We start from the raw sequence: 21077 nt of genomic DNA on the forward strand, positions 1-21077 counted from the left end.
CAGCGATGAAATCGCCAGCTGTGCGCTCTGCGCAGGCCTGCCACCACCGGCGTACTGGCGACAAAAGGTCGGCATATTCGAGAATATTGTCATCATTGTCGCCGAGAAAGGACCCTACAGACGGTAGAACACGCCTGTTAGTTGCTTTATACTTTCGTCGTAAATTTACGATCTCGACATCCCGTCGGGATCGTTTTCGTTTGTCGGGAGGTCCCATGGCAATCTCCATCACCAATCTTCGTGCACGGCATCCTCGCCTGGCGGAGCTCGCCCTTGCCCTTGGTGGCTTCGGCATCGGTACCAGCGAATTCGTGATCATGGGGTTGATGGAGCGGGTCGCTCTGGACCTGTCGGTCAGTTCCGCTGACGTGGGCTACGCGATTTCCGCCTATGCCCTCGGCGTGGTTGTCGGCGCTCCATTGATCTCGGCGCTGGCGGCACGGGTGCCCAGGCGTACACTGCTGATCTGCCTGATGCTGGTCTTCGCCATTGGCAATATCGCCAGCGCCCTGGCCACCAGCTTCTGGCCCTTCGTCGGGCTGCGCTTCATTGCGGGCTTGCCCCACGGCGCCTATTTCGGCGTCGCCGCTCTGGTCGCCGCCGCCGCGGTCCCGGTCGAGGAGCGAGCGCGGGCCATCAGTCGTGTCATGCTGGGTCTGACCAGTGCCATCGTGATCGGCGCCCCCCTGGCGACCTGGGCCGGTCAGTGGATGGGCTGGCAGTTTGCCTTTCATGCGGTCGGTGTCATCGCCTTCCTTACCATGGGCATGATCCGGCTGTTCGTGCCGCGCCAGCCCCATGACGTCAAGGCCAGTCCCAAGCGCGAGCTGACAGCCCTGGTGAAACAACGCGTGCTTTACACTCTGGGCGTTGCCAGCATCGGCTTTGGCGGCATGTTCTCGGTCTTCAGCTACGTGGTCCCCACCTTGCGCGCCCAGGCCGACATGCCCGAGTCCATCGGACCCTGGGTCCTGGCGATCTTCGGCATCGGTGGCATCATCGGCAACCTGGTGGGTGCACGCGCCGCCGATCGCCACTTGATGAAAGCGGTGCCCAGAATCCTGCTGTGGTGTCTGGTCGTCCAGGCCGCCTTCTACTTTGCCGCCAACAACCTTTACACCGGCATACTGTTTGTCGGCCTGGTCGGCACCAGCATGGCGCTGGGGCCTGCCCTGCAGACCCGCCTGATGGACGTCGCCGGCGACGCTCAGACCATGGCGGCCTCGATGAACCACGCTGCGTTCAACTGTGCCAATGCCTTGGGTGCCTATCTCGGTGGTGTGGCCATCAAGGCGGGCGCTCCCTGGTCATCCAGTGGCCTGGTGGGTGCAGGGCTGGCGTTTGGCGGCCTGGTGGTGTTCATGCTGGGGCTGCGGGCAGAAAAACGCAGCGACGCCCGTCGTGCCGCACGGGCGCAGGCGGCCGACAACAACGCCTGAGGCGGCGACCGACCGACGATCTCGGCCGGGCACACTCCCGACCCGCTCCGCCGGGTGGTTCATACGACAGCGCCGGTCCCCTGAGGACCGGCGCTGTCGTCATGACGCCCACAAGGCAGAGGTAGCGAGTCAGCTCAGGCGACAGACCAGAAGTAGCGCACCACATGAAAGAAGATGGGCGCGGAAAAGATCACTGAATCCAGGCGATCGATAAAGCCACCATGCCCTTCAATCAGGTGTCCCCAATCCTTGATCCCGCGATCACGCTTGATCGCTGACATCACCAGCCCTCCAACGAAGCCCAGCAACGCGATCATCAGTGCCAGCAAGGCCGCCTGGAGCAAGGTAAACGGGGTCATCCAGGCCAGTCCGGCACCGACCAGGGTGGCACTCGCCACCCCTCCGACAAACCCTTCAATCGTCTTCGATGGGGACAAGCGTGGGGCGATCTTGCGCCGACCTATCAGCTTGCCCCACACGTACTGCAGCACGTCACTGAGCTGGACGACGACGATAAGAAAGGCAATCAGCAGGACATTGCGCCCTTCAAAACCGGGAATATCCAGCGTCAGCAATGCGGGCACGTGCGATACGCAGAACACGCACACCATCAAGGCCCACTGCACCTCGCTGACTCGGTCTAAAAAGCCATGGCTATCGCCCCTGATCGCGGCGACAACCGGCAGCAGCAAGAAGGCATACACCGGAATGAAGATCGAATACATGCCGTAGTACTGCTGCCAGATAAACACGTACTGCACGGGCAGCACCACGAAGAACACCAGCGCCAACGCCCAGTGATCGGCGCGTCGAGAAGGAATCAGGCTGAGAAATTCGCGCAGCGCGGAGAAGGAGGCAAAGGCGAACAGCAGCACCACGCCTGTTCGTCCGCCCAGCAGGGCGATGCCCATCAGTATCGCCATCAGCCACCAGGAACGAATACGCTGGTTGAGGTTCTCGATCACCTCGTTCTCCCCACCAGGGGAGTAACGCCTCGCCAACACGAAACCGATGGTACTCGCGACCACCAGGATGCCGGCAATCGCCGCCAGCAGCGTTCCCAGGCCTGCGGGGATCACCATGTCATTCATGCGACGCGCCTCCCTGGAGCGATGCTTCTTGCGCGTTCGGCGCCAACGCCATCAGCGCCTCCTGGGCACGCGCCAGGAAGTCTGTGCGGCTCTCGTGATCAATACGCGGCAGGGGTGCCCCGTAGGTCAGGGTGCACAGCAGGGGCAGGGGAACCACCTCGCCCTTGGGCAGCACCCGGTTGAGGTTATCGATCCATACCGGTACCAGTTCGACCTCGGGATGGCGCTGGGCCAGGTGATAAAGCCCGGAACGAAACGGCAGCATGCCATCCTCACGGGTGTTACGCGTGCCCTCAGGGAACAGGATCAAGGAGTCGCCTGCTGCCAGTGCAGCGCCCATGTCTTCGAGGGGGTCTCCCTGTGGCTGCGTCGCCGTCTGGTCTGTCTTGCGCTGACGCGCGATGAGCACGCCCTGAAACACCTCATGAATCAAAAAGCGGCGCAGCGGCGACGCCAGCCAATAGTCGGCCCCCGCCACCGGGCGAGTTCGCGCTCGCAGGCGCGGCGGCAAGGTGGTCCAGATCAAGACAAAGTCGCCATGACTGGAGTGATTGGCGTAATACAGCCGCTGGCGCGCTATCGGCGCGATTCCCGACCAGATTGGCCGTGGCGATGTCACCAGGCGTGCGAACAGGCGAATCAGCATGCCCGTCAATGACGCCCTCCAAGAGGGTTTCTTCATGTTCATTCCCTGTATCAGGCACCGCGTGCGAGATCTCCCTCTCCGGCGTCGACGGGTGCAGCCCGGACGGCAACTGTGCCATACTTCGGGCCCTCGGTTGCCCTCATATTGCACTCTCTGTTCCGAATCCCTCAGGTGAAGACCCCGCCCATGTCCCAAGGTACGCTATTCATCATTTCCGCCCCTTCCGGCGCCGGCAAGACCAGCCTGGTGCGCGAATTGATCGAGGGCCTCGACGGCATTCAGGTATCGGTCTCGCATACGACCCGAGCCAAGCGACCGGGCGAGGTAGATGGCGTGAACTACCATTTCGTCGACATGCCAACCTTCGACGCCATGATCGACAAGGGCGACTTCTTCGAGCACGCACGGGTCTTCGACAACTGCTACGGCACCTCGCGAAGCGCCGTGGAAACCCTGTTGGCCGCAGGTCAGGACGTCATCCTCGAGATCGATTGGCAGGGCGCTCGTCAGGTCAGGGCGCAGATGCCGGACGCGGTTTCGGTGTTCATTCTGCCGCCCTCCCGGGAAGAGCTCGAGCGTCGCCTGTCGAGCCGTGGTACGGATGACCATCAGGTCGTCAGCGCGCGCATGCGTGAAGCCGTCAGTGAAATGTCTCACCATGACGAATACGACTTCCTGGTGATCAATGACGACTTCACCACGGCGCTGGACGAACTGCGTGCACTGGTCGTCGCCCAGCGCCTGGCGACCCCGCGCCAGAATCAGCGTCATGCTGCCCTGCTCGAAGCGCTGTTGACCGATACGCAGCCACACAATTGAGGTACCTCCTCACCACCACGCCGTTGGGCAAGCGGTTCGGCACTGCAACGACCGTCCAGCGTCTTGTCAGAAGCGGCGTGACTCGAGTAATCTAGCCTGTCACTTCGCAGGTGCAACCCCCGGGCGCAATCGTCGGCGGGGGCATAGTCCGTCTCGCCGACCGCGAAAGGCCAGCACCTGCCCGACACACTGTCTGTCAGATCAGGAAGGGCCCAATGGCGCGAGTTACCGTCGAAGATTGTCTGGAACATGTCGAGAACCGTTTCAAGCTGGTGATGATTTCCACCCAGCGCTCCCGTCAGCTGGCCCGCGGCTCCCGCGATGCCCTGCTGCCCTGGGAAAACGACAAGCCCACGGTCATGGCCCTGCGTGAAATCGCCGACGGCCTGATCGATGACAGCGTACTGGACGAGCCGGTCGAGGCTCCCAGCCGCTTCCGTCCCGAGTACTCTCACGCCTCGCCCTCCGAGGAATGATCGCGCCGGGGATGGCCGTTGGCCATCCCACGGGGTCCTCATCACGCAGTCGGGGCACGCCACATGTTCACCATCGACGATCTGTCTGACCGACTCGGAGGCTATCTGCCCGCCGAGGAAATCCAGCAGGTCAGGCGTGCCTTTTACTACGCTGAACAGGCCCATGACGGCCAGCGCAGGCGTTCCGGTGAACCCTATGTGACTCATCCCTTGGCGGTGGCCAATATCCTCGCCAACATGCACATGGACCATCAGAGTCTGATGGCGGCCATGCTGCACGATGTCATCGAGGATACCGGCGTCCCCAAGGAGGCCCTGGCCAGACAGTTCGGCGAGCCCGTGGCCGACCTGGTCGACGGTGTATCCAAGCTGACCCAGATCACCTTCGAGGACAAGGCCGTCGCCCAGGCTGAGAACTTCCAGAAGATGGTGCTGGCGATGTCCCAGGACATCCGGGTCATCATCGTCAAACTGGCCGACCGTCTGCACAATATGCGCACCCTCGGTGCGCTCAGACCTGACAAGAAGCGTCGCATCGCCAGGGAAACCCTGGAAATCTATGCTCGCGTTGCCAGCCGCCTTGGCATCAACACCATTCGCGTCGAGCTCGAGGACCTGTCCTTTCAGGCTATCCACCCGATGCGGGCCGAGCGAATCAAGCGTGCCGTGGCCAGCGCCCGTGGCAATCGTCGCTCCGCCATTCGCCAGGTGCAGAACGCCTTGCAGACGCGGCTCGACGAGCACGAGCTCAAGGGCACCGTCATCGGTCGCCAGAAGCATCTGCTGTCGATCTACCGCAAGATGCGCGACCAGCGAAAGTCCTTCGCCGAGATCATGGACGTGTTCGGCTTTCGCATCATCGCCGACGATGTCGACAGCTGCTATCGCATCCTGGGCATGGTGCACAACCTTTACAAGCCGGTACCCGGACGCTTCAAGGACTACATCGCGATCCCCAAAGCCAATGGCTACCAGAGCCTGCACACGACCTTGTTCGGCACCAACGGCATGCCCATCGAAGTGCAGATCCGCACTCGTGAAATGGAAGCCATGGCCAACAACGGCATCGCTGCCCACTGGCTCTACAAGGCAGGCCAGACCTCGCATCCGATTGCCGAGGGCAGCCGTGCCAGGGCCCGCGAATGGGTCAAGGGCCTGCTGGAGATGCAGCGCCATGCCGGCGACTCCCTGGAGTTCATCGAGCACGTCAAGAACGACCTGTTCCCGGACGATATCTACGTGTTCACCCCCAAGGGCGACATCATGGAGCTGCCCCAGGGCGCTACCGTGATCGACTTTGCCTATGCGGTACACACCGAGATCGGCAACACCTGCATCGCCTGTCGCATCGATCGTCACCTGGCGCCGCTGTCGACCCGCCTCGAAAGCGGCCAGACGCTGGAGATCATCACCTCTCCTGGGGGCAAGCCTAACCTTGCCTGGCTCAATTTCGTGGTCACGGCCAAGGCCCGCTCGGCCATTCGTCACGCCTTGAAGCACCAACAGCACACCGAAGCCGTGCAGCTTGGTCGCCGCCTGCTGACCCGGGCGTTGATGGAGTTCGAGGTACACCTGGAAGATCTGGGTGACGACGTCATGGCCCGCCTGCTCAAGGAAATGGAGATCCAGAACGAGTCCGATCTGCTGGAAGCCATCGGGCTTGGCAACCGCATGACCCACGTCATCGCGCGGCGCCTGGTGGAGCTGCAGCGGGGCGAGCGGATCACGCAGAATCGCGACAGCAGCGACAGCTCCAACGTCACTATCAGTGGCGTGGAAGGCATGGTGATCAAGTTTGCGCGCTGCTGTTATCCGCTACCGGGCGATCCGATCATCGGCCACTTATCGGTGGGCAAGGGCATCGTGGTACATCGCTCCGAGTGTCGCAATCTGCAGGAGCTGAAGAGCGATCCGGAAAAGCTGTTCACCCTGAACTGGTCGGACACCATTGATGAAGATTTCCAGGTGGCACTGCGCCTGGAGGTCGAGAGTCGTCGCGGTCTGGTGGCCGAACTGGCCGGACTGGTCACCGATGCCGACGCCAACATCGAGCGCATTGGTATCGAAGAGAGAGACGCTCGTCTCTCCATCGTCAATCTGACGCTTTCTGTGCGGGATCGCATTCACTTGGCGCGCATCATCAAGCGACTGCGTAATCTCTCCCATATCGGCAAGATTTCTCGTCTCGGCAACTGACCTGGGTGGCGCCAACAGGCCATGAATCCCATGGCCGTTCGCCACGTGGCTGTCGCCATCGACATGACATCAGGAGTCAATAATGAGCAACAAGGCTGTTATCAACACCGATCAAGCCCCCTCCGCCATCGGTCCTTACTCCCAGGCGATCAAGGCCGGCAACACGGTCTACCTGTCAGGCCAGATCCCGCTCGACCCGACCACCATGGAGCTGGTGTCGGATGACTTCGAGGCCCAGGCGCGCCAGGTGTTCACCAACATGAAAGCCGTCTGCGAAGAAGCCGCTGGCTCACTGCAGGACATCGTCAAGCTCAACCTGTATCTGGTGGACCTGGACAACTTCGCCACGGTCAACAAGGTGATGGAAGAGATCTTCACCAAGCCGTACCCGGCCCGTGCGGCGGTAGGCGTCAAGGCACTGCCCAAGGGCAGCCAGTTCGAAGCAGAAGCGGTCATGGTCATCGGCGACTGATGACCCTCACGCCTGCCGGTGCCTGTGGCGTCATCAAGGTACCGGCATGGCTCCTCGCTGGCCCAGCCCATCATGCGACTGTTCATCGCCCTGCTCCCTGACGACGCCCTGCGCAAGCGCCTGGGTGCCCTCTCCGAAGCGCTGGAGGCTGACTGTGGCGGCCGCCGCATTGCCGATGCCAATATTCACCTGACCTTGGCCTTCCTGGGTGAACAGGATGCGACGACAAGCGCACGCCTTCGCCAGTTTGTCGAACACTACCCGCCCGTGAACGGCCGGCTCGTCCTCGATACCCTCGGTGTTTTTAAGACTCCCGGCATTGTCTGGATCGGCCCCGGGCAACCACCTCAGAATCTTCTGCTGCAACAGGCAGCGCTGTCTCGTCAGCTCGCTGACATGGGACTGGCTCACCGGCCTTCTCATTTTCGTCCCCATGTATCGCTACGGCGTAGAGCAATGGCGCCTGCGGCACAAGCTTTATCCGTGGACAAATTCTGCTGGCCCTATACTTCTATTCACCTAATACAGTCATCTTTAAGCCATGAGGGAAGCCACTACACGATCTTGGCCTCCAGCAAGGCATGAAGGCGAATCATCAGGGTGAATCACCGTCAGTTGGTGGCTCTATTGGCAAAAAACTGACGCATCTTTGTGGCATCGATCATACACAGAGTTGCCAGCACCTTTGCCCAACGTGCTGCCAGCCCCCCGCGGTCCGCACCGACCGCACATGCGTGACAGACAGGTTCACCCTGTCTCGGGTGAAGGCTTGCAGGGACATCGCAGGCCAATAACAAGGGATGAAAAGAACCAGGGAACACTCATGCCAAACATACTTGCTCGTCCGCTGGCCGTCTGCCTGCTTGCCAGCCTTGCCACTCCAGCCATGGCTGGTCCGACGCTTGGTCTCGGCTCCACCAGTGAAGGGACAGGAGCCCTGGACCTGGGCTACGACTGGACCTTTGACCTCAGCCACTATCATCCGGCACTGGATCTTCGCCTGGGCACAGGATTCATTCTTTTCGAGGGGGATGAACGCAGCGATAACCAGGCGTTTTATGTTCGTCCGGCACTTCGCTACAGCTGGGAACACGTCTTCGTCGAGGGAGGTATTGGCGCGTCAGGATTTGTCGATACCCACATCGAGGACCGAGACCTGGGCAGCGCCTTTCAGTTCGAAGATCGTTTGGCTCTGGGCGTAAGAATGGGGGTCTATGGTGACCTGTCAGTCAGCGTCACCCACTACTCCAACGCCAGTATCAAGGAACCCAATGACGGCTTCGAGCTGTATGGGTTGAATTGGCGTCTGGCCTACTAGCCAAGCCCATAGGCACCGTGATGACTCGCTGTGCCATCAGCGTCTTGTCGAGCTGTCCTAGCGACCGGGCCCGTGACACATGTCGCGGGCCCTGACCTTTCCAGGCAATCTCAGCCGACGGGATCCACCTGCAGGAAGCCCCCTTCCTTGAGGACCTGAGCGTAGCCGTCGCGAAAGCTGGGGTAACGAAAACGGTAGCCGCTCTCGATCAGCAGACGAGAATCGCAACGCTTGCTGGCCCTGCGCCGCAGCGGGGACTGAATGGTCTCGGTGCACTCGACCTTCAACTGCTTGGCCAACCACGTCATCACTTCATTGAGCGGGGCGGGTTCGCTGTCACTGGCCAGATAGAGCGGGGCCAGGGCGTCGTCCTGCAACGCCTTGTCGATCAGGTGCACCAGCACCCCGGCGCAATCGTCGCGATGAATGCGATTGGAGTACATGGGGGGCGTGGCGGGCGCAATCCGTCCTTCACTGACCTGCCGAATCAGACGGTCGCGGCCAGGCCCATAGATGCCGGAAAAGCGCACCACGGTTCCCGGTAGCGAGTGATCGATCAACGCCTGTTCGGCTTCCCGCATTAACACGCCGGAAAAGCCGGATGGCTCGGTAGGGCTCTGTTCATCGACCGTTTCTCCGTCACGCTGGGCGTACACGCTGGTGGAGGATACGAAGAACACATGGCGGGGCGGGACATCACGTTCTGACAGGGTGCCCAGGACCGCTTTCAGCCCCTGCGGATATGCCGCACGATACGCATCTTCCTCGAAGCGGTCAGCGCTGACCACGTATACCACGATGTCAGCATCCGGTAGAGCAGTCACGGATTCAGGATCGGCGAGATCCACCGTCACTCCCTCGATGCCCGTTTCGGCCAGCCGTTCGGGGTGGCGCCGAGCACCAATGACCCGATGTTCCTTGGCCAGAAGTTCACGGCCCAGCGCTATGCCAATGTCGCCACAACCAACAATCAACGTCGTCGTCTTCACCTTTACCGCGTCCCCCTGATATAAAATCCCTATGAGGCTCCGGTCCGGAGACCCGCGCATCCAGCGTCTGGCGCCTTGATCAATACCCCGAACAGAGGATGCCGATCGGCACCATATGACTCTAACAGAACTCCGCTATATCGTAACCTTGGCCCAGGAGCGCCATTTCGGGCGTGCCGCAGAGCGCTGCTTTGTCTCCCAGCCGACACTCTCGGTGGCGGTGAAAAAGCTGGAAGAGGAGCTGGAGGTCGCCCTGTTCGAGCGATCCAAGTCCACGGTACAGGTCACACCCCTCGGCGAAAAGATCGTCGAGCAGGCTCAGCGCGTGCTGGAACAAAGCAGCGCCATCAAGGAACTGGCGACGGCCGGACGTGACCAGCTGGCCAGTCCCCTGCGCATTGGTGCGATCTACACCATCGGGCCCTACCTGTTCCCGCATCTGATTCCGGAGCTGACCCGAGGCGCCCCCCAGATGCCTCTTTATATCGAGGAAGGCTTCACCGGTGGGCTGCGGCGCAAGCTGAGGAACGGCGAGCTGGATGCCATCATCGTCGCCCTGCCGTTTACCGAGACCGACGTGGTCACCAAGCCGCTGTATGAAGAAGACTTCGAGGTTCTGCTACCGTCAGATCATCGCTGGGCCAAGCGCAAGAGCATCGCCAAGGAAGACTTGCTGGAAGAACGCCTGCTGCTGCTGGGTGAAGGTCACTGCTTCCGTGACCAGATCCTGGAAGCCTGCCCGGCCATCAGCCAGAAGCTCAACAGTCCCAACAACACGCTGACCGCAGAAGGCGGGTCCCTGGAGACCATTCGCCACATGGTCGCGTCGGGTCTTGGCATCACGGTATTGCCACGCTCCGCCATTGGTACCAGCCACTATGAGAGCGGCATGTTGATCAGCCGACCGTTCAGCGAGCCCCCGGGGCGCACGGTGGCGATCGCCTGGCGCGCCAGCTTTCCGCGGCCCAAGGCGATCGATGCGGTCACTGAAGCCATCGCCCGCTGCCGCGCCGCCGACCAGGAGACGGCGTGAGTCGCCTGAACGAAGCCGTCACATCACTGAAGGGTGTGGGCGAGGCGCTGGCACTGAAGCTCGCGCGGCTGAAAGTGGAGACCGTCGAGGATCTGCTCTTTCATCTGCCGCTGCGCTACCAGGACCGCACGCGGATCACCCCCATCGCGACCCTGCGCGGGGGCCATGAAGCGGTCGTCGAGGGAGATGTCAGTGCCGCTGACGTCATCCGCGGTCGGCGCCGCAGTCTGCTGGTGCGACTGAAGGATGGCAGCGGCATTCTCAGCCTGCGCTTCTTTCACTTTTCTCCTGCCCAGCAGCAGCAATTCCGTCCAGGCACACGGGTGCGCGCCTTCGGTGAAGCCCGCGCCGGTGCCACGGGGCTGGAGATCTACCACCCCGAGTACCGCCTGATCGGGGGTGACGAGCCACCCGTGGAAGATCATCTGACCCCCATCTATCCGACCACCGAGGGTCTCCACCAGGCCAGGCTGCGCGCCTTGATCGACCAGGCCATGGCGATGCTCGAGGCCGACCCAGCAGCCTTGCCCGACTATGTGCCGGACGACATTCGCCAACAGTTTTCCCTGGTCGGACTGCAGGACAGCCTGAAGACCCTGCACCACCCACCCCCGGACAGCGATGTCGACGCCCTGAGCGATGGCCGCCATCCGGCCAGCAGACGCCTGGCCACGGAAGAGCTGCTGGCCCATCAATTGAGCCTGCGCGAGGTGCGCCTGCGTATTCAGTCCGACGGCGCCCCTTGCTTGCCCAGCGGACGCAGTCTGAAGACGCGTTTTCTGGCGCAGTTGCCCTTTTCTCTGACCGGCGCCCAGCGGCGTGTGCTCGACGAGATTGGCGTCGATCTGGCCAAGCCTGCTCCCATGCTGCGGCTGGTCCAGGGTGACGTGGGTTCAGGCAAGACCGTGGTCGCTGCCATGGCCGCCCTGACCGCCATTGCCGGAGGCTGCCAGGCCGCCATCATGGCGCCGACGGAACTGTTGGCAGAACAGCACTATCGGGCGTTTCGCGACTGGTTCATCGCTCTGGACATCGACGTCGCCTGGCTGTCGGGCAAGCTCAAGGGCAAGGCACGACTGGATACCAAGGCGGCTATCGCCGATGGTCGGGCGCGGATGATTGTCGGCACCCATGCCATCTTTCAGGATGACGTCTCTTTTGACCGCCTTGGCCTGGCCATCATCGACGAGCAGCATCGCTTCGGCGTCCACCAACGCCTGGCACTGCGCGAGAAAGGCGAGCAAGGTGGTCTGACGCCCCATCAGCTGGTCATGACTGCGACGCCGATCCCACGCACCCTGGCGATGAGTGCCTATGCCGATCTTGATGTGTCGGTGATTGATGAACTACCGCCCGGCCGAACTCCGGTCACCACTGCTGTGGTGCCGGACGAGCGTCGGCCCGACGTCATTGCACGAATTCGTAACGCCTGTGCCGAAGGAAGGCAGGCGTACTGGGTGTGTACCTTGATCGAGGAATCCGAGGCGCTGACCTGTCAGGCAGCCGAGGTGACCCATCAGGAGCTGACAGAGGCCCTGCCTGAGCTGTCCATCGGGCTGGTACACGGTCGCATGAAAGCCGCCGACAAGGCCGCTACCATGGCTGCCTTCAAGGGCGGTGAGCTGGACCTGTTGGTAGCGACTACCGTCATTGAAGTCGGTGTCGACGTGCCCAACGCCAGCCTGATGATCATCGAGAACCCTGAACGTCTCGGGCTCTCCCAGCTTCACCAGCTGCGTGGACGCGTCGGTCGAGGCAGCACCGAAAGCTACTGCGTGCTGCTCTATCACCCGCCGCTGTCGAACACCTCGAAGCAGCGCCTGGCGGTGATGCGAGAAACTACCGATGGCTTTCGCATTGCCGAGCGGGATCTGGAAATTCGTGGTCCAGGCGAGGTGCTGGGCACCCGCCAGACAGGCCTGGCCCAGATGAAGATTGCCGATCTGGAACGCGACGCCGACCTGCTGCCACAGATCACCCCACTGGCGGACGCGTTACTGGCACGCGATCCTGGGGCCAGTCGCCCGCTGATCCGGCGCTGGCTGGGAGAAGAAGCTGGGCGCTATGGGCAGGTGTAGACCGCGCAGAGCCATAAGGCATGTCGTGGGAAGCGTGCAGGAAGACGGTGGGTGATGCTCCCTGAAACGGGATGTCCTCAATGCCTGCAGCACTATCAAGTTCTGTAACACGATCAAGGTGTGGTGGATGAGGGTGCCAAGATTCACTCGCTGTCGGTGGGCCAGCTCCGCGCGATCACGAGCCACACAATGGTTGCCGTCATCCACCTACAGATGCTTGAGCAGACGCTGCAATCTGTCCATATCCTGAGCGTCCCCTACCAGGCGCAACTGTCCCGACATCATGGCGTCGAAAAACACTTGCTGGGTGGGCCGACGCAACACCTTCACCGCTGTCTGGCTATCCTGGAAGCGCAGCTCGAGGTCCAGGTCGACAGGGAGTCCTCGCTGGGTCTCGATACCGCTGGGCCGCATGCGGTAGTAACGAGCGATCGACAGGTCCTCTGTCGCGATACCCCAGTCGAGCCCACCTTTTTCTTCCAGCCGCTCACGAAAGCGCGCCTTGCGCTTGAGTGCCCGCTTCAGCATGACACCCAGCAGCCACAACATCAGTCTCAGAGTCATGTTGCCTCACGCTGGAATAGGAAGGCGCGGCCCGCCAAGCGAGCCGCGATATCAGCCATTCGCTGCCATTTCTGACAATGGCAAGCGTCGCCTCAGCGGGCGACGGCGTCCTTGAGGCCCTTGCCGGGCTTGAAGGCGACTGTCTTGCTGGCGGGAATCTTCAACGGCTGACCCGTCTGGGGATTCTTGCCGGTCCGCGCGGCACGCTCGCGCACGGTAAAGGTGCCGAAGCCGATCAAAGACACATCCTGGCCCGAGGAAACACTGCCGGTGATCTCGTCGAGAATCACGTTCAGCACCTGGCTGGCCTTGTCCTTGGATAGATCAGCGCGCTCGGCAATTGCCGCGGCGAGTTCTGGCTTGCGCATACAGCCCTCCTAATTTTGGCTTGACTACCCGGTGCCATGGCACCGGGATCATTGTTATGGAAACACTGTCCGTGTGTCCACCTGGACCCTTCCAGGTCCTGCCATGCCAACGCTCCCATACGATGCCGGCAATGAACGTCACGGATCGATCAGTGCATCCTTGTTGTGGTGAGATGACACTCGAAATCCATCGACGTGACACCGTCCATTCGTGTTACACGAATCAGAATCAGTATCACACACTGCAACGATGGCACCTTCAACGACGGTGGCCCAGCCACCATCAACGAACCTAGCCTAGCAACGGCGGTGCCGCCCGCGCCAGTTCGACTTTCCGACGAACGCATTTTCCCGTCAACGCAAACCCCTTGAGCTGCCCCTGTTCGTCCTCGGCAAGGGCGCTGATGTCATCGCCATCGGCCTCGATCCGCCATTGCACTCGCTCACTTGCCGGCGGCAACGCCACCACCGGCAGCAGCGGTGTCTTGACCAGCACGGGCCATGGGCCGTAGCTCACCGGGGTCGGGCTGCCGCACAGGGTAGCGGCCAGGGCCTTGGCCGATGCCTGCAACGGCTGCACATACATCGCGTTGACGCCGTCCACCGATGCCACGTCTCCCAGTGCGTGTATACGCGGACAGGACGTCGATAGATAGCGATCCACCTGGATGCCGTCGGGGCCGGTACGGATGCCCGCCGCTTCGGCCAACTGGCTGCGGGGCCTGAGCCCCGTAGCGACCAGCACGAGATCAGCGCTCAGCGTCTGGCCGTCATCGAGCCGAAGGACGATCTCCTGTTCATCGCCCGCAGCCTGACGCGCTACGCTGTCGACCAGGCGCCCGCTTCTGATCTCGATGCCAGCGTCACGAAACGCATTGCCCAGCGCCTGGCCCGGCTGCTGGGGTAGCAGCCTCGGCAGCAAGGTGGGCTCCGGGCCAACCATGACGACCTGGTGTCCGCCCGCCTGGAGGTCGTTGGCGAACTCGCAGCCCACCAGGCCCAACCCGATCACCGCCACTCGCGCCGGACGCTCCAGGCCGTCAAGAATGGCCGAGAAGCGGCGGTAGTCATCGAGATCATTGATCGAGAACACGCGGCCGCTGAGCTCCGCCGGAATGGCGAAGGGAGCGACAGGGCTGGCACCGGTAGCCAGCACCAGGTCCGACCAGGGCAGCCGTTCCTGGCCAATCCACAGACACGAGGACGCTGTGTCGATTCGGTCTACCCAGGTATGGGGGCGCACCACCACATTCAGCTGATCGGCCAGCTCCAGGGCCGAACGGGCCGCCAGCCGATCCGCCGCCAAGCCCTTGGCAAAGCCCGTGGATAACAAGGGTTTGGAGTAGTCATCGCCGCTATCGGCCGTGATCAGGGTGATCGGACGCCGGGCGTCCAGTGCGCGCACCTGGCGCACCAGGCCAATGCCTGCCATGCCAGTGCCGATGATGGTCAAGGGTGCTTGCATCACGTACTTCGACTCTGCCGACGACCGCCCTGCGGTCATTCAAGAAACCGGAGTGCCCAGCGGGGGCTCCAGCGAGTGACTCCTGTGCACCATGGTACACTATGCGCCCATCTACCGGAGCACGACGTCCGGTGCAGCAAGGACCTCAAGGCCCCATGTCACAGCATCCTCATGTCACCCCGTCCCGTTGCCATGTCGAGCCCGAGTGCCCGCGATCGACTCCCGAGTGGCGCGACATCCCCGCATCGTCGCATGCTATCTCTGAGCGCTGGCTGGAGTGGCTGGCTTCCCGCGACTCACTGACGGAGAGACTGATGGCGGCCGCTGGCGAGGGACGCTTTCACGTGCGTCTGCTCGACCAATACCTGGGGCAGCCATGGCCGGACGAGGCCGAGGCATTGGGACTGGCGGCCGGCCAGCAGGCCTGGCTGCGCGAGGTCGCGCTGTGCGTCGACGAGGTCCCTTGGGTGGTGGCACGCTCAGTGGCACCACGGGTGAGCGATCAACAGGCGCCCTTTGCCGGCCTTGGCGAAAACTCGCTGGGCAGTTGGCTGTTTCAGCAGCCGGATCTTCGCCGCAGCCCGATCGAGATCAGCCGGATATCTCGTCCTATCCACGGATACCGCGGTATCTGGCAACGGCGCTCTCTGTTTTGCCACGGGGGCTGGGTGATGCTGGTGCAAGAGAGCTTTCTGCCCGCCATGGCCGAGGCACTGTCACTGGACCCGTCTCCAGGCTAGACAGCGACCGCGCTGTACTGGTCACGCCCGTCTCCCCGCGCTAGGCTTGGTCCGTCATGTCGACAAGCGCTGACCAGACCTGGCAGCAAATGGTCGCTCCCGGCGACACCCATGGATGAACTGTCTCGTCTTGTTTCGACGCTCAACGCCACACCAGCGGATGCGGACACGACTGAAGCGTGCCCGCCACGATGCCTGTGACAGCGACTTTCCACTAGCCCTCGAGAGACCACGATGGACCGCTCCCTGCTGCGTCCCCCCGGACGCCTCGCCCGAATTCCCGACTTCCTGGCGCTGATGCGTCTGGACCGCCCCATCGGCACCTGGCTGCTGATGTGGCCAACACTGTGGGCGCTGTGGGTAGCGGCGGACGGCATTCCCGCCCGCGACACCCTGCTGATCTTTGTCGCTGGCGTCTACCTGATGCGAGCAGCAGGCTGTGTCGTCAACGACTATGCGGACCGCCATTTCGACGGTCACGTCAAACGTACCAAACACCGCCCTCTGGCGACTGGGCGTATCAGCGAGCAGGAAGCCAAGATCCTGTTCGTCGGTCTGCTGACAGCGGCCTTCGTGCTGGTCTGGCTGACCAACGGCTTTACCGTATGGCTGTCGCTGATCGGCGCCGTGCTGGCCGCCAGCTATCCCTTCATGAAGCGCTACACCCACTTTCCCCAGGTGGTGCTGGGGGCGGCCTTTTCCTGGGCGATTCCCATGGCATTCGGTGCCGTGCTGGGCGAGGTACCCACGGTCGGCTGGATCCTGTTCGCCGCCAATGTACTGTGGACGGTGGCCTATGACACCGAATACGCCATGGTGGACCGTGACGATGATCTCAAGATCGGCATCAAATCGACCGCAGTGCTGTTTGGTCGCTGGGACACTCGCATCATCGCGCTGCTGCAGCTGGCAACGCTGGGCCTGCTGGCCTGGGCGGGCGCTCTGCTGAATATCGGCGGTTTCTATTGGCTGGGATGGCTGGCCATGGCGGCTACCTTTATCCACCAACAGAAACTCATCAAGGAGCGTGATCGCGATCGCTGCTTCCAGGCCTTTCTCAACAATCACTGGTCGGGCCTGCTGCTGTTTGCCGGCCTGGCGCTGAGTCTCTATCCCGACCTGGGATGACCCTGTCGAGCTGTCGAGGGCTCGACAGGTCGGCCAATGTCATCTAAATGTCACATTGACGTGGTGTCATCTGTCACCGTTGATAGGAAGACCCTGAACAAGAGGCCCGGGATGACAGCCAAGACCGTATTGATCGTCGACGACGAAGCGCCCATCCGCGAAATGATCGCGGTGGCACTGGAAATGGCCGACTACCGGGTCCTCGAGGCCGACAATGCCCAGGCGGCTCACGCGATTATCGTGGACGATCAGCCAGACCTGCTGCTGCTGGACTGGATGATGCCCGGAACCAGTGGCATCGAGCTGGCACGCCGCCTCAAGCGGGAAGAAACCACCGCCGAGCTGCCGATCATCCTGCTCACCGCCAAGGGTGAGGAGGACAACAAGATTCAGGGGCTTGAAGCAGGTGCAGACGACTACATCACCAAGCCGTTCTCTCCCCGGGAACTGGTCGCCCGTCTAAAAGCGGTGCTGCGTCGTGCCACTCCCCGAGGCGTTGAAGACCCGGTGGAAGTCGACGGGCTCAAGCTCGATCCTGTCAGCCACCGCGTCAGCGTCGACGGCAAGTCGCTCGAGATGGGGCCCACCGAATACCGCCTGCTGCAGTTTTTCATGACCCACCAGGAACGCGCCTACACCCGCGGCCAGTTGCTTGATCAGGTCTGGGGTGGCAACGTCTACGTCGAGGAACGCACCGTCGACGTGCACATTCGCCGCCTGCGAAAGGCCCTTGGCGAGCCACATCAGCAGCTGATTCAGACCGTGCGCGGCACCGGCTACCGTTTTTCGGCCAAGATGTGACGTCTTGCCTCCCTTCCACGCAGGCTTGACAGCGCCTGTACGGCTGGCGGCAGACAGGAGGACATAGGTGAACGGAGCCAGGAGCTGACGTGGGTCGACTGTGGAGACGAGAAGTCTGGCGCTTGACCCTGCTGGTCGGCATCGGCGCCCTGCTGGGCTGGCCCTTTTCCTTGACGAGTGTCGGCGTCGGAGCGGGCCTGACGCTTGGTCTCGCCTATCATCTGCGCAACCTGCACGCCATGCACGACTGGCTGACCCATCGTCCCCAGCAGGAACCTCCCACCGCCAGCGGCCTGTGGGGCGAGCTGTTTGATCGACTCTATCGCTACCAGAAGGGCCAGCGCATTACCCAACGACGTCTGCGCTCAACGCTTCAGCGTATCCAGGAGTCCTCTGAAGCGATGCGCGACAGTGTGGTCATGCTGGATCGCCATGGCGATCTCGAATGGTGGAACAGCTCTGCCGAGCGCATGCTAGGCCTGAAGCCGGCGCTGGACCGTGGTCAACATATCACCAACCTGCTGCGTGATCCGCGCTTCGTCGGCTATTTCAACGAGCGGGACTATCGTGAGCCGCTGAGCCTGCCATCGCCCATCGACGAGAACATGATGCTGCAGTTCCAGATCACCCTGTACGGTGACGATGAACGCCTGGTCATGGCGCGCGACATCACGCGCCTGCATCGCCTGGAACAGATGCGCCGAGACTTTGTGGCCAACGTCTCCCATGAGCTGCGCACGCCACTGACGGTACTGACTGGCTATCTCGAGACCTACGGCGACATGGCCGACATGCTGCCCGAACGGCTCGGCAAGGGGGTGGCGCAGATGCAGAACCAGACCCGTCGGATGCAGAACCTGGTCAATGATCTGCTGCTACTGTCGCGACTGGAAAACGATCAGGGCGGCGATGACCACACGCGGCTCGACCCCACCACGCTGTTGCAGACCGTCAAGCGAGATGCGCAGGCGCTGTCGGGTGGGCGCCAGCAGATCGAGGTGTCCATCGACGATCCGCGTGGGCTCAAGGGCAGTGAGAAGGAAATTCACAGTGCCATTTCCAACCTGGCCTTCAATGCCGTGCGCTATGCCGGCGATGGCGCACGTATCCAGCTACGCTGGCGGGCCTATGGTGATGGCGCCTGCCTTGAGGTGGAGGACGACGGCGACGGCATCGATCCGATGCACCTTCCGCGCCTCACCGAGCGCTTCTATCGGGTAGACAAGGGACGCAGCACGGCGACCGGTGGCACCGGACTAGGCCTCGCCATCGTCAAGCACGTGCTGCTGCGCCACGATGCGCGCCTCGACATCGACTCACATCCGGGTGAAGGCGCCACCTTCCGCTGTATCTTCCCCTCGAGCCGAGTGCAGGAGAACCGCCAGACGGCCGCCTCGCCCTGACCCCGCCCCAGGGACACACCAGCCCCGCTTCAAGCCAGGCTGGCAGCACTGTGTCTTTTCAGCTCCTGGGACCCAGCAAGATAACCGCAGCGCCCGCCAGGCAAAGCGCCGCCCCCATCATGTCCCAGCGATCGGGGGGGCGCTGCTCCACCCACCACATCCAGCCCAACGATGCCGCGATATACACGCCGCCGTACGCGGCAAAGGCGCGTCCAGCATAGTCAGCGTCTACCTGGCTGAGCAGCCAGGCAAACAACGCCAGGCTGAACAGACCGGGCAACAGCCACCAGGCCGCACCATCCGCCCTCCACCAGCGCCAGACCGCGAAGCAGCCGGCGATCTCGGCCACCGCTGCCAACAGGTAGATGGCCAGCCCAGGCAACCCTGTCAACATCCCGCACCGGCCAGGTGACAGATCGCCATCAGCGACGCACCACCGGCAGTTGGCGATAGTGCTGATCCCACATCAGCACAGCGCCGGCCACTGCGCCGGGAATCAGAAACAGATTGGCCAGTGGTATCCAGGTGATCAGCGTCACCAGGCCGCCAAAGCTGATACTCGGCCACCAGCGCGCCGACAGTCGCTTGCGCATATCGGGAAAACTGACCTTGTTATTGTCCATCGGATAGTCGAGATAGGTAATCGCCATGGTCCAGGCGCTGAAGGCCGCCCAGAGCAGCGGTGCCACCAGATTCACCACGGGTATCCAGCTGAGGATGAACAGGCCTATCATGCGCGGCAGAATATACGCCAGCTTGAGCAGTTCACGCCCGAGTGCATCAACACCGGTCTTGAGCCAACCGCGGTCGTCGCTGGGCTCCTGCCCCGTCAGCTCGACCTCGGCACGCGCTGCCAGAAAGCCGTAGAAGGGGGCAGCGATCAGGTGGGTCACCAGGGTGAACGAAAAGAACACGATCACGATCAGGCTGACCACGAACAGGGGCCAGATCAGCCAGTCGAGCCACTCCAGCCAGCTCGGGACCATGGCCATCCAGCTGTCGAGCCAGCCACCAAACTCACCCAGCACATAGCTGAGCATGCCGGCATAGACCAGCAGATTGACCAGAATGGGAAGAAAGACGTAGCGGCGCAGTCCACGGCTATAGACCAGCCGCGTACCGCGACGAACCGCCTCAATAGCATTCAGCATGACTTCTATCCTTGGCAATGACATCAACAAGGCCATAACGACTGCGGGCCATCGTCTCGACGATGGCCCGCAGTTCAGGGTACCGGCAACGACCCTGACAGGGCCGGCCTATTGACGCCGCTTGCGGCGTTCAGGTCAAGACGAGGCGTCGTCGTCCAGCAGATCCGGGTCAATCTTGTCCGGCGAGACGTGACGGATATCCAGGCCCTTGACCAGGTAAATGACGTACTCGGCCAGGTTGTTGGCGTGGTCACCCACGCGCTCTAGGGCTCGCAGAATCCACATGATGGCGAGCACTGGCGAGATAGACCGCGCATCTTCCATCATGAAGGTCATCAGCGATCGCATGGCGCTTTGATACTCGCTGTCGACGCGCTCGTCTTCCTGCACCACCTGCATCGCAAGCTCAGTATCGAAGCGGGCGAAGGAGGTCAGTGCATCGCGCATCATGTGGCGAACGTGCTCGCTGATATTGCGCACCTCGACGAACCCGCGAGTGCCATTGTTGCCGTCCACCAGTTCGATGGCGTTACGGGCGATCTTGCTGGCTTCATCACCGATACGCTCGAGATCGGATGCGGCGCGGATCACCGCCAGCACCAGGCGCAGGTCCGAGGCGGCCGGCTGGCGGCGGGCCAGCACGCGGGTGCACTCGTCATCAATCTTGATCTGCATATCGTTGACCGCGCGGTCATTGTCGACCACCCGGGAGGCCAACGCCGAGTCGGAGTCGAGCAGTGCGCTGACAGCATCCTGCACCTGCTTCTCGACCAGGCCACCCATGGCCATCAGGTGGGTCTTGAGCTCTTCAAGCTCGTGATTGAACTGGCGCGAGATATGCTGACTGTGGGTATCGCTGGTGATATCCATGGAGGTCTCCTGAAGGGAGGTGCAGGGGGC

General features: G+C 62.2%; 22 protein-coding genes. 13 read left to right on the top strand and 9 right to left on the bottom strand.

The features are described 5' to 3' along the window. Positions 1-215: 215 nt before the first annotated feature. Positions 216-1439, top strand: coding sequence for an MFS transporter (locus tag KUW18_RS05040; RefSeq protein ID WP_222560944.1), 1224 nt, complete (start codon positions 216-218; stop codon positions 1437-1439). 134 nt (positions 1440-1573) lie between these two features. On the opposite strand, the gene KUW18_RS05045 is transcribed toward KUW18_RS05040, so the two are convergent. Together KUW18_RS05045 and KUW18_RS05050 are read right to left on the bottom strand one after the other, a co-directional pair. Further along, positions 1574-2530: a phosphatidate cytidylyltransferase gene (locus KUW18_RS05045; RefSeq protein ID WP_222560945.1), complete on the bottom strand. Its 957-nt coding sequence runs from the start codon at positions 2528-2530 to the stop codon at positions 1574-1576. Further along, positions 2523-3212, bottom strand: a complete 690-nt coding sequence (locus tag KUW18_RS05050; protein WP_222560946.1) for a lysophospholipid acyltransferase family protein — start codon at positions 3210-3212, stop codon at positions 2523-2525. Before KUW18_RS05050 ends, KUW18_RS05045 begins: the two co-directional genes overlap by 8 nt. A gap of 150 nt (positions 3213-3362) precedes the next feature. Between KUW18_RS05050 and gmk the strand changes: the two genes are divergently transcribed. From gmk to KUW18_RS05080, 6 genes are all read left to right on the top strand, one after another. Next, positions 3363-3995: a guanylate kinase gene (gene gmk / locus KUW18_RS05055; protein WP_206942011.1), complete on the top strand. Its 633-nt coding sequence runs from the start codon at positions 3363-3365 to the stop codon at positions 3993-3995. 215 nt (positions 3996-4210) lie between these two features. After that, entirely contained in the window at positions 4211-4471 is a 261-nt protein-coding gene (gene rpoZ, locus KUW18_RS05060) for a DNA-directed RNA polymerase subunit omega (RefSeq protein ID WP_206942013.1), read from the top strand. Between the two features lie 63 nt (positions 4472-4534). Further along, positions 4535-6667 (top strand): RelA/SpoT family protein, encoded by a 2133-nt coding sequence (locus tag KUW18_RS05065; protein WP_206942015.1) that lies wholly within the window; start codon positions 4535-4537, stop codon positions 6665-6667. A gap of 82 nt (positions 6668-6749) precedes the next feature. Beyond that, positions 6750-7139 (top strand): RidA family protein, encoded by a 390-nt coding sequence (locus tag KUW18_RS05070; protein ID WP_206942017.1) that lies wholly within the window; start codon positions 6750-6752, stop codon positions 7137-7139. Positions 7140-7211: 72 nt separating this feature from the next. Continuing rightward, on the top strand, positions 7212-7724 hold the full coding sequence (thpR, locus tag KUW18_RS19940) for an RNA 2',3'-cyclic phosphodiesterase (protein ID WP_222560947.1): 513 nt from the start codon (positions 7212-7214) through the stop codon (positions 7722-7724). A 238-nt stretch (positions 7725-7962) separates the two neighbouring features. After that, entirely contained in the window at positions 7963-8457 is a 495-nt protein-coding gene (locus KUW18_RS05080; RefSeq protein WP_222560948.1) for an acyloxyacyl hydrolase, read from the top strand. Positions 8458-8567: 110 nt separating this feature from the next. Here KUW18_RS05080 and KUW18_RS05085 read toward each other — a convergent pair whose 3' ends face one another. Beyond that, positions 8568-9446 carry an SDR family oxidoreductase gene (locus KUW18_RS05085; RefSeq protein WP_222560949.1) on the bottom strand — a complete coding sequence of 293 codons (879 nt, stop codon included), beginning with the start codon at positions 9444-9446 and terminating at the stop codon, positions 8568-8570. Between the two features lie 115 nt (positions 9447-9561). On the opposite strand from KUW18_RS05085, the gene KUW18_RS05090 reads away from it, so the two are divergent. Further along, on the top strand, positions 9562-10479 hold the full coding sequence (locus KUW18_RS05090) for a hydrogen peroxide-inducible genes activator (protein WP_222162289.1): 918 nt from the start codon (positions 9562-9564) through the stop codon (positions 10477-10479). Beyond that, positions 10476-12557 carry an ATP-dependent DNA helicase RecG gene (gene recG, locus KUW18_RS05095; RefSeq protein ID WP_222560950.1) on the top strand — a complete coding sequence of 694 codons (2082 nt, stop codon included), beginning with the start codon at positions 10476-10478 and terminating at the stop codon, positions 12555-12557. The genes KUW18_RS05090 and recG overlap by 4 nt, the downstream gene beginning before the upstream one ends. Positions 12558-12764: 207 nt before the next feature. Here the strand turns inward: recG and KUW18_RS05100 are convergent, their stop codons facing one another. From KUW18_RS05100 to KUW18_RS05110, 3 genes are all read right to left on the bottom strand, one after another. Next, entirely contained in the window at positions 12765-13121 is a 357-nt protein-coding gene (locus tag KUW18_RS05100) for a hypothetical protein (protein ID WP_206942024.1), read from the bottom strand. 92 nt (positions 13122-13213) lie between these two features. Next, a complete protein-coding gene (locus KUW18_RS05105; RefSeq protein ID WP_045991652.1) occupies positions 13214-13489 on the bottom strand; it encodes an HU family DNA-binding protein in 276 nt (91 codons plus the stop codon). Positions 13490-13781: 292 nt separating this feature from the next. Further along, a complete protein-coding gene (locus KUW18_RS05110) occupies positions 13782-14954 on the bottom strand; it encodes an FAD-dependent oxidoreductase (protein WP_222162287.1) in 1173 nt (390 codons plus the stop codon). Between the two features lie 155 nt (positions 14955-15109). Between KUW18_RS05110 and KUW18_RS05115 the strand changes: the two genes are divergently transcribed. From KUW18_RS05115 to phoR, 4 genes are all read left to right on the top strand, one after another. Beyond that, positions 15110-15694 (top strand): chorismate--pyruvate lyase family protein, encoded by a 585-nt coding sequence (locus KUW18_RS05115; protein ID WP_206942026.1) that lies wholly within the window; start codon positions 15110-15112, stop codon positions 15692-15694. Positions 15695-15928: 234 nt separating this feature from the next. Then, a complete protein-coding gene (gene ubiA, locus KUW18_RS05120; protein ID WP_222560951.1) occupies positions 15929-16822 on the top strand; it encodes a 4-hydroxybenzoate octaprenyltransferase in 894 nt (297 codons plus the stop codon). A gap of 111 nt (positions 16823-16933) precedes the next feature. After that, positions 16934-17623, top strand: coding sequence for a phosphate regulon transcriptional regulator PhoB (gene phoB / locus KUW18_RS05125; protein ID WP_222560952.1), 690 nt, complete (start codon positions 16934-16936; stop codon positions 17621-17623). A gap of 89 nt (positions 17624-17712) precedes the next feature. Beyond that, on the top strand, positions 17713-19026 hold the full coding sequence (phoR, locus tag KUW18_RS05130) for a phosphate regulon sensor histidine kinase PhoR (protein WP_222560953.1): 1314 nt from the start codon (positions 17713-17715) through the stop codon (positions 19024-19026). A 58-nt stretch (positions 19027-19084) separates the two neighbouring features. On the opposite strand, the gene KUW18_RS05135 is transcribed toward phoR, so the two are convergent. The 3 genes from KUW18_RS05135 to phoU form a co-directional block, all read right to left on the bottom strand. Continuing rightward, positions 19085-19420 carry a YnfA family protein gene (locus tag KUW18_RS05135; protein WP_206942033.1) on the bottom strand — a complete coding sequence of 112 codons (336 nt, stop codon included), beginning with the start codon at positions 19418-19420 and terminating at the stop codon, positions 19085-19087. 28 nt (positions 19421-19448) lie between these two features. Beyond that, positions 19449-20177: a sulfate transporter CysZ gene (cysZ, locus tag KUW18_RS05140; protein WP_206942036.1), complete on the bottom strand. Its 729-nt coding sequence runs from the start codon at positions 20175-20177 to the stop codon at positions 19449-19451. A 135-nt stretch (positions 20178-20312) separates the two neighbouring features. Further along, positions 20313-21047: a phosphate signaling complex protein PhoU gene (phoU, locus tag KUW18_RS05145; RefSeq protein ID WP_206942038.1), complete on the bottom strand. Its 735-nt coding sequence runs from the start codon at positions 21045-21047 to the stop codon at positions 20313-20315. Between the last annotated feature and the right edge of the window lie 30 nt (positions 21048-21077).

The sequence above is a fragment of the Halomonas sp. DP5Y7-2 genome, assembly GCF_019802025.1.
Lineage (GTDB): Bacteria > Pseudomonadota > Gammaproteobacteria > Pseudomonadales > Halomonadaceae > Halomonas > Halomonas litopenaei_A.

Coding starts and splice junctions, on each gene's coding strand:
- KUW18_RS05040 (WP_222560944.1), top strand. CDS start 216: ATGGCAATCTCCATCACCAATCTTCGTGCACGGCATCCTCGCCTGGCG.
- rpoZ (WP_206942013.1), top strand. CDS start 4,211: ATGGCGCGAGTTACCGTCGAAGATTGTCTGGAACATGTCGAGAACCGT.
- thpR (WP_222560947.1), top strand. CDS start 7,212: ATGCGACTGTTCATCGCCCTGCTCCCTGACGACGCCCTGCGCAAGCGC.
- gmk (WP_206942011.1), top strand. CDS start 3,363: ATGTCCCAAGGTACGCTATTCATCATTTCCGCCCCTTCCGGCGCCGGC.
- phoU (WP_206942038.1), bottom strand. CDS start 21,047: ATGGATATCACCAGCGATACCCACAGTCAGCATATCTCGCGCCAGTTC.
- KUW18_RS05045 (WP_222560945.1), bottom strand. CDS start 2,530: ATGAATGACATGGTGATCCCCGCAGGCCTGGGAACGCTGCTGGCGGCG.
- cysZ (WP_206942036.1), bottom strand. CDS start 20,177: ATGCTGAATGCTATTGAGGCGGTTCGTCGCGGTACGCGGCTGGTCTAT.
- ubiA (WP_222560951.1), top strand. CDS start 15,929: ATGGACCGCTCCCTGCTGCGTCCCCCCGGACGCCTCGCCCGAATTCCC.
- KUW18_RS05110 (WP_222162287.1), bottom strand. CDS start 14,954: ATGCAAGCACCCTTGACCATCATCGGCACTGGCATGGCAGGCATTGGC.
- KUW18_RS05050 (WP_222560946.1), bottom strand. CDS start 3,212: ATGAAGAAACCCTCTTGGAGGGCGTCATTGACGGGCATGCTGATTCGC.
- KUW18_RS05080 (WP_222560948.1), top strand. CDS start 7,963: ATGCCAAACATACTTGCTCGTCCGCTGGCCGTCTGCCTGCTTGCCAGC.
- KUW18_RS05135 (WP_206942033.1), bottom strand. CDS start 19,420: ATGTTGACAGGGTTGCCTGGGCTGGCCATCTACCTGTTGGCAGCGGTG.
- KUW18_RS05090 (WP_222162289.1), top strand. CDS start 9,562: ATGACTCTAACAGAACTCCGCTATATCGTAACCTTGGCCCAGGAGCGC.
- KUW18_RS05115 (WP_206942026.1), top strand. CDS start 15,110: ATGTCACAGCATCCTCATGTCACCCCGTCCCGTTGCCATGTCGAGCCC.
- phoB (WP_222560952.1), top strand. CDS start 16,934: ATGACAGCCAAGACCGTATTGATCGTCGACGACGAAGCGCCCATCCGC.
- KUW18_RS05070 (WP_206942017.1), top strand. CDS start 6,750: ATGAGCAACAAGGCTGTTATCAACACCGATCAAGCCCCCTCCGCCATC.
- KUW18_RS05100 (WP_206942024.1), bottom strand. CDS start 13,121: ATGACTCTGAGACTGATGTTGTGGCTGCTGGGTGTCATGCTGAAGCGG.
- KUW18_RS05065 (WP_206942015.1), top strand. CDS start 4,535: ATGTTCACCATCGACGATCTGTCTGACCGACTCGGAGGCTATCTGCCC.
- KUW18_RS05105 (WP_045991652.1), bottom strand. CDS start 13,489: ATGCGCAAGCCAGAACTCGCCGCGGCAATTGCCGAGCGCGCTGATCTA.